Annotated in this window: 15 protein-coding genes and 1 pseudogene; 4 read left to right on the forward strand and 12 right to left on the reverse strand. The window is 73.9% G+C overall.

The genetic code is table 11. From position 1 onward, the window contains the following. Positions 1 to 33: 33 nt before the first annotated feature. Both ABT123_RS18685 and ABT123_RS18690 read left to right on the forward strand, forming a co-directional pair. On the forward strand, positions 34 to 840 hold the full coding sequence (locus ABT123_RS18685) for an SURF1 family cytochrome oxidase biogenesis protein (RefSeq protein WP_351315453.1): 807 nt from the start codon (positions 34 to 36) through the stop codon (positions 838 to 840). Positions 841 to 850: 10 nt separating this feature from the next. Further along, entirely contained in the window at positions 851 to 1,606 is a 756-nt protein-coding gene (locus tag ABT123_RS18690; protein WP_351315456.1) for an SDR family oxidoreductase, read from the forward strand. 27 nt (positions 1,607 to 1,633) lie between these two features. On the opposite strand, the gene ABT123_RS18695 is transcribed toward ABT123_RS18690, so the two are convergent. The 9 genes from ABT123_RS18695 to ABT123_RS18735 form a co-directional block, all read right to left on the reverse strand. Further along, positions 1,634 to 2,188 carry an alkaline shock response membrane anchor protein AmaP gene (locus ABT123_RS18695; protein WP_351315459.1) on the reverse strand — a complete coding sequence of 185 codons (555 nt, stop codon included), beginning with the start codon at positions 2,186 to 2,188 and terminating at the stop codon, positions 1,634 to 1,636. Between the two features lie 6 nt (positions 2,189 to 2,194). Continuing rightward, complete coding sequence (locus ABT123_RS18700; RefSeq protein ID WP_351315462.1) at positions 2,195 to 2,749, reverse strand: DUF6286 domain-containing protein; 555 nt, start codon at positions 2,747 to 2,749, stop codon at positions 2,195 to 2,197. Further along, a complete protein-coding gene (locus tag ABT123_RS18705; protein ID WP_351315465.1) occupies positions 2,746 to 3,132 on the reverse strand; it encodes an Asp23/Gls24 family envelope stress response protein in 387 nt (128 codons plus the stop codon). Before ABT123_RS18705 ends, ABT123_RS18700 begins: the two co-directional genes overlap by 4 nt. A 3-nt stretch (positions 3,133 to 3,135) precedes the next feature. Next, the gene (locus ABT123_RS18710; RefSeq protein WP_351315468.1) at positions 3,136 to 3,321 is read right to left on the reverse strand and encodes a hypothetical protein; all 186 of its coding nucleotides are present in this window, start codon (positions 3,319 to 3,321) and stop codon (positions 3,136 to 3,138) included. A gap of 21 nt (positions 3,322 to 3,342) precedes the next feature. Continuing rightward, a complete protein-coding gene (locus ABT123_RS18715) occupies positions 3,343 to 3,795 on the reverse strand; it encodes an Asp23/Gls24 family envelope stress response protein (protein ID WP_351315471.1) in 453 nt (150 codons plus the stop codon). 133 nt (positions 3,796 to 3,928) lie between these two features. Next, entirely contained in the window at positions 3,929 to 4,708 is a 780-nt protein-coding gene (locus tag ABT123_RS18720; protein WP_351315474.1) for an enoyl-CoA hydratase/isomerase family protein, read from the reverse strand. Positions 4,709 to 4,829: 121 nt separating this feature from the next. Then, on the reverse strand, positions 4,830 to 5,051 hold the full coding sequence (locus tag ABT123_RS18725; RefSeq protein ID WP_018518904.1) for a helix-turn-helix domain-containing protein: 222 nt from the start codon (positions 5,049 to 5,051) through the stop codon (positions 4,830 to 4,832). A gap of 343 nt (positions 5,052 to 5,394) precedes the next feature. Then, complete coding sequence (locus tag ABT123_RS18730) at positions 5,395 to 6,993, reverse strand: ABC-F family ATP-binding cassette domain-containing protein (protein WP_351315477.1); 1,599 nt, start codon at positions 6,991 to 6,993, stop codon at positions 5,395 to 5,397. Between the two features lie 110 nt (positions 6,994 to 7,103). Next, the gene (locus tag ABT123_RS18735) at positions 7,104 to 7,892 is read right to left on the reverse strand and encodes a hypothetical protein (protein WP_351315480.1); all 789 of its coding nucleotides are present in this window, start codon (positions 7,890 to 7,892) and stop codon (positions 7,104 to 7,106) included. A 191-nt stretch (positions 7,893 to 8,083) separates the two neighbouring features. Here ABT123_RS18735 and ypfJ point away from each other — a divergent pair, with 191 nt between their 5' ends. Beyond that, the gene (gene ypfJ / locus ABT123_RS18740; protein WP_351315483.1) at positions 8,084 to 8,974 is read left to right on the forward strand and encodes a KPN_02809 family neutral zinc metallopeptidase; all 891 of its coding nucleotides are present in this window, start codon (positions 8,084 to 8,086) and stop codon (positions 8,972 to 8,974) included. Between the two features lie 60 nt (positions 8,975 to 9,034). Further along, on the forward strand, positions 9,035 to 9,433 hold the full coding sequence (locus tag ABT123_RS18745) for a VOC family protein (protein ID WP_351315486.1): 399 nt from the start codon (positions 9,035 to 9,037) through the stop codon (positions 9,431 to 9,433). Between the two features lie 342 nt (positions 9,434 to 9,775). Here ABT123_RS18745 and ABT123_RS18750 read toward each other — a convergent pair whose 3' ends face one another. The 3 genes and pseudogenes from ABT123_RS18750 to ABT123_RS18760 all read right to left on the reverse strand — a co-directional run bounded on the left by ABT123_RS18750 (position 9,776) and on the right by ABT123_RS18760 (position 13,047). Beyond that, positions 9,776 to 10,948 (reverse strand): hypothetical protein, encoded by a 1,173-nt coding sequence (locus ABT123_RS18750; RefSeq protein ID WP_502970988.1) that lies wholly within the window; start codon positions 10,946 to 10,948, stop codon positions 9,776 to 9,778. A 66-nt stretch (positions 10,949 to 11,014) separates the two neighbouring features. Beyond that, positions 11,015 to 11,629: pseudogene (locus tag ABT123_RS18755) on the reverse strand (hypothetical protein); the annotation flags it as partial. A gap of 251 nt (positions 11,630 to 11,880) precedes the next feature. Next, complete coding sequence (locus ABT123_RS18760; protein WP_351315489.1) at positions 11,881 to 13,047, reverse strand: alpha/beta hydrolase family protein; 1,167 nt, start codon at positions 13,045 to 13,047, stop codon at positions 11,881 to 11,883. Positions 13,048 to 13,304 lie beyond the last annotated feature (257 nt).

Genomic DNA, 13,304 nt, shown 5'->3' on the forward strand with positions numbered 1-13,304 from the left:
GGGGCCCGCTGCGCGCCGGGTACCGTCAAGGGTGTGTACCGCTTTGTGCTGACCCGGCAGTGGGTGTGCCTCACCCTCATCGCCCTTGTCCTCATCCCCGCGATGATCAAGCTGGGGTTCTGGCAGTACCACCGCCATGAGCACCGGGTCGCCCAGAACGCCCTGATCGAGGCCAACCTGACGGCCGCGGCGAAGCCGGTCACCGAACTCACCTCCCCGGGCCATGCGGTCCCGCGCGCCGACTACTGGCGGTCGGTCACCGCCACCGGCGTGTACGACACCGCGCACGAGGTGGTGGTCCGGATGCGGACCTCCAACGACGACAAGGTCGGCTTCCACGTACTGACCCCGCTGGTGCTCGCGGACGGCCGGGCGGTCCTGGTCAACCGGGGCTGGGTGCCCGGCGGCGGGGACCCGCGCGCCTACCCGGCGGTGCCGGCCGCACCGGCCGGGCAGGTCACCGTCACCGGACGGCTCAAGGCGGACGAGACCAGCGGCGGCAGCGGCATCAAGGACCGCAAGGGTCTGCCGGACCGCCAGGTCATGCTGATCAACAGCGCGCAGCAGGCAGAGACCCTGAAGAAGCCGGTGCTCGGCGGCTACATCGAGCTGGCCGGGCCGGCCCCGGCCGACGGCCCCGAGCCGGTGGGCACCCCCGACCACGACTCGATCGGCGCGCACATGGCGTACGCCGTGCAGTGGTGGATGTTCGCCTTCGGGGTCCCGGTGGGCTGGGTCGTCCTGGTACGCCGCGAGAAGCGGGACCGCGAGGCAGCTGCTGCGGCCGGGGCGGCAGAGGCTTCGGCCGACGGGGATCCGGAGCCGGTCACCGCCGCGTAGCGTGTAGGGCATGGATCTTGGACTGAAGGACCGTGTCTACGTCGTCACCGGAGCAACCCGCGGGCTGGGGTACGCCACCGCCCGGGAACTGACCGCCGACGGCGCGAAGGTGGTGCTGACCGGACGGGACGCGGGGCGCGCGGCGGACGCCGCGAAGGCACTCGGCCCGAACGCGGTCGGGGTGGGCGCCGACAACGCCGACCCGGCTGCCGCCGAGCGGCTGATCGCCACCGCCCGCGAACGGTTCGGCCGGTTCGACGGCATTCTGGTGAGCGTCGGCGGCCCGGCGCCGGGCTTCGCCGCGGACAACACGGACGAGCAGTGGACGGCCTCGTTCGAGTCCGTCTTCCTCGGAGCGGTCCGGCTGGCCAGGGCGGCTGCGGCCGAGCTGGGCGAGGGCGGGGTCATCGGCTTCGTCCTGTCGGGCTCGGTGCACGAGCCGATCCCCGGCCTGACCATCTCCAACGGCCTGCGGCCGGGGCTGGCCGGCTTCGCGAAGTCCCTGGCGGACGAGCTGGGTCCGCGCGGGGTCCGGGTGCTCGGTCTGCTGCCGGCCCGGATCGACACGGACCGGGTGCGGGAGCTGGACGCGCTGTCCGGCGATGCGGAGGCGGCTCGGGCCGCCAACGAGGGCCGGATTCCGCTGCGCCGGTACGGGACGCCGGAGGAGTTCGGCCGGACGGCGGCGTTCGTCCTCTCCCCGGCGGCGTCGTACCTGACGGGCATCATGCTCCCCATCGACGGCGGCGCCCGCCACGGCTTCTAGCCACCCGCACCCGCTGCGCGGGGCCGGTCAGGTGACGCGGCGGGGGCCCTGGTCGGTGATGTGGAGGCGGGCTTCCAGGGGGAGTTCGGGGAGGGCCGCCGTTGTGCGGGCGTGGGTGAGGACCGGGCCTGCCAGGCCCGCCAGCACGTCCGCGGGCACGGCGTACGGCTCCAGCCGCAGCGCCACCCGCAGGGTCGGCACGCCCCGCCGCCCCGCCAGCATGACCCGGCTGCGGGCGACGCCGTCCAGCGCGTCGCATTCCGCGGCCACCGCCTCCTCCAGCGCCCGCCCGCGCAGCGCGGCGAATGCCCCGTCCTCGGTGTCCACCAGCACCACCGCCGGCCGGGCCCGCCGCAGCTGGGCCAGCAGCCACCACAGGCACAGCAGCACCACCAGCCCCAGCCCCGCCACCAGCACCCACCAGGTCCAGTCCGCCACCTGCCAGTGGCGCCGCCGGGCCTCGCTCAGCAGGGGTTCGCTCCGGCCGGCGAACGGCCAAGACGCGGTGAGCACGGCCGTGCCGGCCGCCGTCAGGACCAGGCCGGCCGTGGCCAGCAGGGTCCGGTTGACCGCCCCGAGCATCTGCGCTCACCCCTTCCGGGCGGGCCGGCTCACCCGCACGTGCAGCTCCGGCTCCTGCGCCAGGCCGAGTTCCTCGATGCCGACGGCCAGTACATGCTCCAGGTCCGCCCGTACCTCGTCCAGTTCGCGGAAGTGCGAGGCGGCCCGGACCGCCACCCGGGTCCGGCCCATCCGGACCCGGACCGACTGGACCCCCGGCACCTCCATCGCCCGGTCCCGCAGCACCAGCCCGGCCGCCCTCCGGCCGAGGCCGGCCCGGGCCCCCGGGTCCGCCGCGCGCATCGACAGGACGCCCCGCAGTCCCGGGGTGAGCGCGAGCAGCAGCAGGCCCAGCCCGGTCAGGACGGCCAGTGCGCCGCCCAGCAGCACGGCGCCCTCCTCGAGGGTGTGCCGGTCGAGCAGGCCGCCGAGTCCGCGCCGCCACCACATGGCCGGACGGTCCGCCCGGGCCGCCACCAGGTCGTACAGCAGGACCACGGAAGCGGTCAGCAGCACGAGCGCGGCCAGCGCGGCGGGGAGCCGGCGCGCCGACCGCAGGCGGCCTTGGGGGGCGGCGGTCACCGGACCCGGCCCCGCCCGGTGGGCCGGGCCTGCACCGGGTGCAGCCGCTCGACGTCGATGTCCACCTCAGGGACGGCCATCTCCGTGCACTCCTCGATCCGTTCGGCGACTTGCCGGCGTACGGCGGCGCAGACCGCGGCCACGTCGCAGGGGTAGCCGAGCTCCAGCCCGATCCGGACCCGGGCGATGTCGTGGTGCACGGTGACCGTCGCGTGCGGTGCCGTCGCCGTGCCGGGCGGGCGGGCGGCGGGGTCCAGGGCCTCGAAGGCCGCCCGGGCCGCGATCTTGGCGATGACCCGGTCGGCGATCCGGGTGGCGCCCCGGTCGGCGGCGGGGACGCGGGTCGGGGCGGGCCGGGCCGTCTGCGGCCGTGGCGTGGTCACCGCTCACCGCCGCCGGTCGTCGCGCGGGCGGAAGAAGTCTCCGAGTTCCAGGTCTCCGTCGAAGATCCGGCCGGCCACGAAGCCGATGGCGCCGAGCGCGGCCACCAGCAGGAACGCGCCGAAGCCGCCGAAATACCCGGCGAATCCGAGTGCCATGCCGGCCAGCAGGCCGACCACCGCCATGCTCATGCGGGACTCCTCGCCACGGGGTTACTGGAGCCGGGTGTCCGGCGCCCTGCCCGGCTCGTACGCGTCGTCCTCCTCGTCGGGCAGTTTGACGTCGGTGACCGCGATGTTGACCTCGACGACCTCCAGGCCGGTCATCCGCTCCACCGCGGCGACGACGTTCTCGCGGACCGCCCGGGCCACCTCCCGGATGGCCACGCCGTAGTCCACAACGAGGTCCAGGTCGAGGGCGGTCTGGACCTCGCCGACCTCCGCCTTGACGCCCCGGGAGGCGGCGGGTTTCGCTCCGCCGGGGACCCGGTCCCGGACCGAGCCGAAGCTGCGGGAGCCACCGCCGCCCAGGGCGTGCACGCCGAGGACCTCACGGGCGGCCAGTCCGGCGATCTTCTCGACCACCCCGTCGGATATGGAGGTCCGGCCCCGCTCGGCCGGGTCCCGGTCCGGCCCGCCCGGCCCCGCTGCCGCGGTTTCGGTCATCTCGGCTCCCTTCGCACCCGAGGCGCTTCGCACCCGACTGGGCTCTGCGACCACGGTACGTGCGCACGGCGGTACGCGCCGAGAGAGGGACGGCCGGACGGGCGGGGGCCGGAGCTCCGCCCGGTCAGTCAGGTCAGTCGGAGAGACCCGCGAGGTCCCGCAGCCGGCGGGCCTGGGCCGCGCGTTCGGCCGTGCGCTGCTCGTCGTAGGTACGCCCGGCCGCGCCCCGGAGCAGGGCCTTGGTCTCGATCACGGCGTCCCGCGGGGCCGCCAGCAGGGCCGCGCTCAGGTCCCGTACGGCAGGTTCGAGTTCGGCGACGGGAACCACCAGGTTCGCCAGGCCGATGCGCTCGGCCTCCTCCGCGTGCACGAAGCGGCCGGTGGCGCAGATCTCCAGGGCACGGGCGTACCCGACCAGGGCGGTCAGCGGCTGGGTGCCGCCGAGGTCGGGAACCAGGCCCAGGCTGGTCTCGCGCATGGCGAACTGCACGTCCTCCGCGACCACGCGCAGGTCACAGGCGAGGGCGAGCTGGAACCCCGCGCCAATGGCATGGCCCTGCACGGCCGCGATGGTGATGATGTCGTTCCGCCGCCACCAGGTGAAGGCTTCCTGGTACTCGGCGATGGTGGCGTCCAGCTGCTGGTCGGAGCCGCGCGCCAGGTCAAGGAAAGACGGTTCTCCCTCGAAGCCTTCGGGAGTGAACGCCTGCCGGTCGAGGCCGGCGGAGAAGGACTTGCCCTCACCGCTGAGCACCACGACCCGGACGGTGCCCGGCAATGACTGACCCGCCTCGGCCAACGCCCGCCAGAGCGCGGGAGATTGAGCGTTTCGCTTGGCCGGATTGGTCAGTGTCACCGTGGCGGTTGCGCCATCGACGGTGAGCCGTACGCCGTCCTTGTCGAGCAGATCCATCTGGGCCTCCGGGTGGGTGATTACCGTGCAGCGTCCACTAAGTGACTGCACAGTAACCACCCAGCCGACCCAGTGGCCGACCGGGGGTCACCAGTGTGCGAACGTCGGCGACAGCCTTGGATCAGGCCGTAGCCGCCTTCTTGCCGCGCGTCGCGCCACCGCGGCCACGCAGTGTGACTCCGGACTCGCTGAGCATCCGGTGGACGAACCCGTAGGACCGGCCGGTCTCCTCGGCCAGCGCCCGGATGCTCGCACCGGAGTCGTACTTTTTCTTCAGGTCTGCCGCGAGCTTGTCGCGCGCGGCGCCGGTCACCCGGCTGCCCTTCTTCAGAGTCTCGGCCACCCGTGCCTCCTCATGGGAAGTGCGCTCTGGACTTCTCATGATCACCCCTCCCGGGCTTCCTGGCCACCCATTCAGCAAGGTCCGCGCGACCGCATTTCCCGGTGAGTGGACACGCACGCAGAACGGAATCTCCTCTTCCGTCGCATGACCTCCGTCACATTCCGTCCGAGCCGGAATAAATCTCCAGGTCAGGACCCCCGCACGGAATGCAGCCGACCCCGGCCGGACACCAGGAGGTGCGCGACCGGGGTCATGGAATCGGCGAGCGAGGGTACGAGACCGTCTCACTCAGATGATGGATCAGCGGTGAGCCGAATGATCCAGAAGGAATTGGATCTACGGGTCAGGCGAGAGCGACCAGGTCCCGGTAGTCGGGACCCCACAGGTCCTCGACTCCGTCCGGCAGCAGAATGATCCGCTCCGGCTCCAGCGCCTCGACCGCGCCCTCGTCGTGCGTGACGAGGATGACGGCGCCCTTGTAGGTGCGCAGCGCGCCGAGGATCTCCTCGCGGCTGGCCGGGTCGAGGTTGTTGGTGGGCTCGTCGAGCAGCAGCACGTTCGCCGAGGAGACGACCAGGGTGGCCAGGGCCAGCCGGGTCTTCTCGCCACCGGACAGCACGCCCGCCGGCTTGTCCACGTCGTCGCCGGAGAACAGGAAGGAGCCCAGGGTCTTGCGGACGGCGACCAGGTCCAGGTCGGGCGCGGAGGACCGCATGTTCTCCAGGACGGTGCGTTCCGGATCGAGGGTCTCGTGCTCCTGGGCGTAGTAGCCGAGCTTGAGGCCGTGGCCCGGGGTGACCTGGCCGGTGTCCGGCTTCTCGGCGCCGGCCAGGAGCCGGAGCAGGGTGGTCTTGCCGGCGCCGTTGAGGCCGAGAATGACGACTCGGGAGCCCTTGTCGATGGCCAGGTCGACGTCGGTGAAGATCTCCAGCGAGCCGTAGGACTTCGACAGGCCCTCGGCGGTGAGCGGGGTCTTGCCGCAGGGCGCCGGGTCCGGGAAGCGCAGCTTGGCGACCTTGTCGGAGACCCGTACCGCGTCCAGGCCGGCCAGCAGCCGGTCGGCGCGCTTGGCCATGTTCTGGGCGGCGACGGTCTTGGTGGCCTTGGCGCGCATCTTGTCGGCCTGCGAGTTGAGCGCCGCGGCCTTCTTCTCGGCGTTCTGGCGCTCGCGCTTGCGGCGCTTCTCGTCGGCCTCGCGCTGCTGCTGGTAGAGCTTCCAGCCCATGTTGTAAACGTCGATGACCGAGCGGTTGGCGTCCAGGTAGAAGACCTTGTTGACCACGGTCTCGACCAGGTCGACATCGTGGGAGATCACGATGAACCCGCCGCGGTAGGTCTTGAGGTAGTCGCGCAGCCAGACGATCGAGTCGGCGTCGAGGTGGTTCGTGGGCTCGTCGAGGAGCAGGGTGTCGGCGTCCGAGAAGAGGATCCGGGAGAGCTCGACGCGGCGGCGCTGACCGCCGGAGAGGGTGTGCAGCGGCTGGCCGAGGACCCGGTCGGGCAGGCCGAGGGCGGCCGAGATGGTCGCGGCCTCCGCCTCGGCGGCGTACCCGCCCTTGGTGAGGAACTCGGTCTCCTGGCGCTCGTACTGCTTGAGAGCCTTGTCGCGGGTGGCGCCGGAGCCGTTGGCGATGCGCTCCTCGTTGGCCCGCATCTTCTTGAGCAGGGTGTCCAGGCCGCGGGCGGACAGGATCCGGTCGCGGGCGAGCACGTCGAGGTCGCCGGTGCGGGGGTCCTGGGGGAGGTAGCCGACCTCGCCGGAGCGGGCGATGGACCCGCCGGCGGGCTGGCCCTCGCCGGCCAGGCACTTGGTGAGGGTGGTCTTGCCGGCGCCGTTGCGGCCGACCAGGCCGATGCGGTCGCCCTTGGCGACTCGGAAGGATGCGTTCTCGATGAGGATGCGGGCGCCGGCGCGCAGCTCGATGCCGGTGGCGGTGATCACGGAAATACTCCAGGGCGGTGGGGACGGCGGAAGGGGGCGGTACGCGAGCTTCTACGCCGCTAATCCGCGAGGAGATTTGCCATGCGGTTCATTCTACCGGTGGTGCGCAACTACTTTTCTGGGCGGCTGCCGTCCGGGCGGCTGCCGGGGGTGACCCTGCCGTGCTCGTCGGCGGCGACCAGGGAGCGGTTCCACGGGAGCGAGGGATCGGCGCAGGACTGCGGGATCAGCAGCACCCCGTCGATCCGGACCCGGTCGGCGGGCCGGAAGGCGCAGCCGCGGCGGGGGCGCAGGATCCAGCGGAGGTCGCCGGCCTGTGTGCCGTAGGCCACGGCGTGGGCCGGGGTGAGGACGGCCAGGGTGCGCCCGGCCGGGTCGAGCGGGGCCAGCAGGCCGCCCTGCCCGGCGCCGGGCAGGGTGCGGTGCCAGCGGACGCCGGGCGTCCGTGCCGGGGGTCCCGGGGGTCCTGAGCCCGGCCGGTCCGGGTGGCCGGTGTCGGTGATCATGCCGTCGTCCCAGAGGGTGAAGGCGTGACCGGGGGCGGCGAGTACCCCGAGCGGGCGCCGGTTCGCCCGGGCATAGGTCCACAGCGGGGTCCCGGTGCCGGGGGCGTAGGCGCGTACGGTGTGCCGGTCGTGGCGCAGCTCGGGAGCGGCGGGTCCGGCGGCGGGTCTGGCGGCCGGGCCGGTGGCCGGCGGGCCCGGGACGGGGTGGGCGGTGAGCCGGTCCCCGTAGGGGGCGGCCCGGTCGCCGCCGTTCGTCACCGTGTTGGCCACGACGATCGCCAGCACCGGCAGGCTCACGGCCAGCAGCGGGCCGAGGGTGCGGGCCAGCCGCCGCCATCGCCCGGCCGTCGGTGCGGTGCCCTCGGCGCGGGGCGGGACCGGCGGGGCGATCATGTGGGGTCCTCTTCCCTGGGGCGGGGCCGCGGGCGCCGAGCGTAGCCGCACCGGCCGGGCGGTGGCACGCACCGCAGGCGGTGGTCCCCCGTTCGGCCCTTGCCGTACCCCGCGGAACGAGGGGGTGTATCAGGATGAAGCGGGTGATACTCACCGCAGGGGCGGCACGCGCAATCCGAGGGCGGTGCGGGATGCAGTTCGACGAGAACGCCAATCTGGACACGTCCGAGGTCAAGGATGTGCGCGGCAGTCGTATCCCGGGCGGGAAGGCCACCGTCGGCGGCGGCCTCATCGGTCTCATCGCGCTGGTCATGGGACTGCTCTTCGGGGTGGGGCCGGAGCAGCTGGGGCTGTCCTCCGGCGATCCGGATCCGGCCGCGACCTCCTCCTCGGCCGCACAGGTGCAGCAGGCCTGCCGGACCGGCCAGGACGCCAACACCCGGGAGGACTGCCGGCTGGTGGCGGTGGTGAACAGCACCCAGGACTTCTGGCGGCAGGAGTTCACCCGGCGGGGCGGCCGGTACAGCCCGGCGGCGACGGTGTTCTTCACGGGCCGGGTGAACACCGCCTGCGGCCCGGCGACCTCGGCGGTCGGGCCGTTCTACTGCCCCGCCGACCGGCAGGTCTATCTGGACCTGGGGTTCTTCAACGAGCTGCGGACCAAGTTCGGCGCGAGCGGTGGCCCGTTCGCGCAGGCGTATGTAGTCGCCCACGAGTACGGGCACCACATCCAGAACCTGACCGGGACGCTGCAGCGGGCCCAGGACGGGCAGCAGGGCCCGAACAGCAACGCGGTCAAGGTGGAGCTGCAAGCCGACTGCTATGCGGGGGTGTGGGCGCGGAACGCGACCAGGACCCCGGACGAGTCCACCGGACGGCCGTTGATCACCTCGCTGACGGAGGACGACATCCGGGACGGGCTGGACGCGGCGGCGGCGGTCGGCGACGACCGGATCCAGGAGAAGTTCCAGGGGCGGGTCATTCCGGAGTCCTTCACCCACGGCTCGGCGGAGCAGCGGCAGCAGTGGTTCTACCAGGGCTTCCGGACCGGCGACATGGCCCAGTGCAACACCTTCCGCTGACTGTCAGCGCCGCCTGCCAGACTGTGTTCCGGGTCACATGCACACAAGGGAGTGATCGTCATGGCAGGTACACCGTCCATCAGTCCGACGCTGACGTACCGGGACGCCACGGCGGCGATCAAGCTGTTGACCGAGGCGTTCGGGTTCACCCGGGTCGCGGTGTACGAGGGTGACGACGGCACGGTGATGCACGCGGAACTGTCCTACGGGAACGGCATGGTGATGCTCGGCAGCCGGGGTACGGGGAGCAAGTTCGACCAGGCGATGGGCCCGGAGCCGGGTCCGACGGGGGTGTACGTGGTGGTCGAGGACGTGGACGGGCACCATCGGCGGGCCGTGGAGCACGGGGTGGAGATCCTGATGGAGCCCACCGACCAGGACTACGGGTCCCGGGACTACATGGCCCGGGACCCGGAAGGCAACATCTGGAGCTTCGGCACGTACGCACCAACGGTCTGACCGGCCCGCCTGTACCGGCCGCCCGGCCGAAGCCGCCCCCTGTCCCGCCCCGCCGAAGCCGGCCTTTGTTCCGTCCCGCCGAAGCCGCCCCTCGTCCCCTCCCGCCGTAGCCGGCCCTTGTTCCGTCCCGCCGCGGCCGGCCCTCGTCCCCTCCCGCCGTAGCCGGCCCTCGTCCCGTCCCGCCGCAGCCTGCGCGGGCGAGTGAGCCGAAGGGGCCGCGTCGGCGAAGGTGGGCGAGCGCCCGGAGAAAACCGTGAGGAACGAGCGGTTTTCGAGGACGCACGCCCACCTGGAGCCGACAGCAGCGGCCCCGGAGGCGAACCGAGCCCAAAAAAGGGGCGCTCAGCCGCCGGTGTGGACCTGGAAGGCGGCTCGGCGGACTGCCTTGGCGAGGGCCGGGTCGGGGTGGGCGGCGGCCAGTGCCACCAGGACTTGCACGGTGCGGGGGTGGCCGACCGCTCGGACCTCGTCGAGCAGCCGGGGCACGGTGGTGCGGACGGCCGAGTCCAGGTGCCGGGCGAGCAGCTCGGCCTCGCCGTGGTCGGCGATGGCTGCTGCGGTGTCCACCCAGAGCCAGGTCTGCTCCTCGGTGGTGAGCACGTCCTGGGCGTCCTCCGGGTCCGCGCCGTCGTGCTCGGCGAGCCAGAGCAGGGCGTAGGGGCGCAGGGTGGCTTCGCGGGCGGCGGCCCGGACCTCGGGCTCGGCGGGGGCGCCGACCACCCGGAGTGCCTCGAAGGCGAGGCCGCGGAGCAGGGCGTCCGCGCCGCGGGCGGCCTGGAGGAGCTCGCCGACGGCGTGGCCGACGGGCCGGGCGGCCAGCCAGGCGCGGTATTCGGCGCGGGCCGGGCCGGGGGTGAGCCGGGCGCAGCCGTGCAGCATGGCGGCGGCGGACTGCTCGATGTTCCCGGCGGGGCTCTGGGCGGCCACGCAGATCTGCTCCAGCTTGACCCAGACAGCCCAGCTGCCGAGCGGGGTGAGGCTGGCCTGGGCGGGCCCGAGGGCGACGGCGTCCACGGCGGCGAGCCCGCCGAGCGCCCAGCGCAGCAGCCGCGCGAGCGGCGCGGTCCGCCGCGCCTCGGCTCCACCGGCTGCGGGTGCGGCCATGGCTTCGCCCGGACGGGCCCCCTGGAGGGTCCGGCCTTCGGCGTCCGAGGCCCGGCCCGGGGCCACCTCGACTTCGGCCGGCGCCGGGACCGGCCCGGCCGGGGCGACGGCCTCCAGGGCCGGCAGCTCTGGGCCGGCGCGGTGGGCGCCTTCGGCGGTCCCGGCCGCCGGTCCCTCATGCACCAGCACGGGGACCACGGCGGCTTCGCCGGACGCTGGGACCGGCCCGGCCGGGGCCGCGGCCCAGGTGGCCGGTAGCTCCGCGCGGACCGGGTGCGCACCTTTGGCGTGCTCGGCTGCCGCACCGGAAGCGGCGACGGTGGCGGTGGCGGTGGCCCCGGCGGTGGCAGCTTCGATCGGCGCCGGCGCCGGGACCGGCCCGGCCGGGGCGGCGGCCTCGAGGGCCGGCAGCTCCGGGCCGGCGCGGTGGGCGCCTTCGGCGGTCCCGGCTGCCGGTCCCTCGTGCACCAGCACGGGGGCCGGTGCCGCACCGGAAGCGGCGGCTCCGGCTTCCGCCGCCAAGGCGGGGTCCGCGGCGTACGGGACTTCGCAGCGCTCGTCGCGGAGCTCGGCGACGCGCTGGCCCAGCAGGTCGAGCAGGGCCGGCACAGTAACCGGGCCGGCCGAGAGCTGGAGCAGCGAGAGAACCTGTGGCATCGCCTCGACGACCTCGGCGACCAGCTCGGGTGCGATGTCGGCGGGCGCCGGGTGGACCAGCGACCAGGCGTCGAAGAGGGCGACCCAGCCGCGCAGCACGGCGGTGTCGTCGCGGTCCCAGGCGCGCAGCCGCCAGCCGGGCCGGGCACTGCCGCCGTGCACCTCGACGAGTCCGGCGAGCCGGGCGCGGTCCCAGCCGGCCTGGACCTGCCCGTGCGTCAGGCTCAGTTCCCCGGAGGCCCGTTCGACGTCGGGGGCGGGCAGCGCGCCGGCCGGGGCCGGGCGGGATCCATCGGCGGTGCCGAGGGTGCGTTCCGCCCAACGGGCCAGCCGTACCGCATCGGAGAGCGACGCCCTGGCCCTCTTGGCGAGTTCGGGCGCGGCCGGGGTTCCCTCCGGCGGCCGGGGGGCCGGCCGGGTACGCCGGTTGGTCACCGCCTTGCGGGCGGCGGCCACGGAACGCGGGGAGACGAGTCGGAGTCTGGAGTCGCGAGCCAACTGCTCATCAGGCTTTCGGGACGTCACGGAATCAGTCTCGCCCGTCACCGGCCGAAAGCCCAAACGGAACCGGCCGTTGCCGCTGGTGGGCCGTGGTACAGACCAGGACAACACACCCGCGCCGCCCGCTCCCCGGCCGGAGATTCCCGGCCGTCCGCGCACGCGTGGACGGCAGTTCACACAAGAGCTCACATAAGAGGGGTCAGGAAGCGGCGCAGTGCTTCCTCGTAGCGGGCCGGGTCGACGTTCCACATTCCCCCGTGCGGGGCGTCCCGGACGGTGTGCAGGGTGACGAGGTCGGGGCGGCTCTCGGCGAACCGGCGGGCCGGGCCCCAGGGGGCGAGGGCGTCGTCCGGTCCGGCGAAGACCAGGGCCGGGACCCGGAGGGCGGCGGGATCGGCGGCCGGATCCCGGTGGTCCCCGTGGCCCCCATGGCCCCCATGGCCCCAGTGGTCCCCGTGGAGCCCGGCGCGGCTCTCGGCGGCGCGGACGGCCAGCGGCAGCAGAACGGCCGGCGTCCCGCGGGCCGCCGCCAGGTTCCGCAGGGTGGTGTGCCGGTCCAGGACCGGGGAGTCCAGGACGAGGCCGGCGATCCGGTCGGCGAGGGCCGAGCGTTCGGCGGCGTACAGGGCCATGGTCGCTCCGGTGGACCAGCCGTAGAGGACGACCCGGCGGGCGCCGAAGCGGAGTGCGTAGCGGATGGCGGCGTCGAGATCGCGCCATTCCGACGCCCCGAGGTGGCCGAGGCCGTCGGGGGACTCGGGAGCGCCCAGGTCGCCGCGGTAGGCGAGGTCGAGGACCGGTAGCCGGAACCGGTTCAGGAAAGGCATCACCACCATGGGGTGCTCCCGGGTGGCGCCGAGGCCGTGGACGGTGATCACCCAGGTGTTGCGGACGGCGGGGACGAACCAGGCGGGCAGCGCCCCCAGCTCGCCGGGGACGTCCACATCGGCGTGGTCGAGGCCGAGGGCGGTGCGCGGGTTGCCGAGGTGGATCTGCGGGGTGAGGCTGACCCGGGTGCCGGGGTCGAGGTGGCCGTGGGTGACGCGGAGAAGCTGGCGTACGACGGTGTCCGGGGTGTGCGGGGCGTCCGGCAGGACCCGGCCGACCACGGCGTGCACCCCGGGGGCGTCCAGTCCGTAGGTGCCCGGGCGCAGCGAGGCCAGGGAGCGGGTGAGCGCGACCCTGCCGCCGGCGGTGCCGTGGACGACGAGCCGGGGGCCGCCGGGCAGAGGGCGGCCCGGTTCGGGCCGCAGGGCCGCGTCGGCGGCGTACCGGCCGGCCGCGACCGCGGCTGCTCCGGCACCCACCAGAAGGGTGGTGACGGCGGCTGCCGTCACTGTTGCGGGTCGCACTGTTCCAGTTTCGGCGGCCGGAGCAGCCCCGGCCAGTGGAGCGGAATCGGCCGGACGGCCTGAAAGGCGGCGTCCGGGCACGTGATCTGGGTCTCTTCCGGGGGACCCGGAAGGTACCCCCAGACCGGGGGCGGCCCCACCGGAAGGTTCCGTTCACCTGCGTGTGACGTGCACGAATCGGTCCATCGGCGGCAGAATCAGGACGAGGATCCCGAAGCCGGGCCGGGCTGGTACACCGCACCGCCCGTCTCAGTTCA

The sequence above is a fragment of the Streptomyces sp. NPDC002054 genome, from assembly GCF_040296685.1.
Taxonomy (GTDB): domain Bacteria; phylum Actinomycetota; class Actinomycetes; order Streptomycetales; family Streptomycetaceae; genus Streptomyces.

What these genes read in the sequence shown, in the direction of transcription:
- ABT123_RS18690 (WP_351315456.1), top strand. Translation starts at nt 851, where the DNA reads ATGGATCTTGGACTGAAGGACCGTGTCTACGTCGTCACCGGAGCAACC.
- ABT123_RS18695 (WP_351315459.1), bottom strand. Translation starts at nt 2,188, where the DNA reads ATGCTCGGGGCGGTCAACCGGACCCTGCTGGCCACGGCCGGCCTGGTC.
- ABT123_RS18710 (WP_351315468.1), bottom strand. Translation starts at nt 3,321, where the DNA reads ATGAGCATGGCGGTGGTCGGCCTGCTGGCCGGCATGGCACTCGGATTC.
- ABT123_RS18715 (WP_351315471.1), bottom strand. Translation starts at nt 3,795, where the DNA reads ATGACCGAAACCGCGGCAGCGGGGCCGGGCGGGCCGGACCGGGACCCG.
- ABT123_RS18720 (WP_351315474.1), bottom strand. Translation starts at nt 4,708, where the DNA reads ATGGATCTGCTCGACAAGGACGGCGTACGGCTCACCGTCGATGGCGCA.
- ABT123_RS18735 (WP_351315480.1), bottom strand. Translation starts at nt 7,892, where the DNA reads ATGATCGCCCCGCCGGTCCCGCCCCGCGCCGAGGGCACCGCACCGACG.
- ypfJ (WP_351315483.1), top strand. Translation starts at nt 8,084, where the DNA reads ATGCAGTTCGACGAGAACGCCAATCTGGACACGTCCGAGGTCAAGGAT.
- ABT123_RS18745 (WP_351315486.1), top strand. Translation starts at nt 9,035, where the DNA reads ATGGCAGGTACACCGTCCATCAGTCCGACGCTGACGTACCGGGACGCC.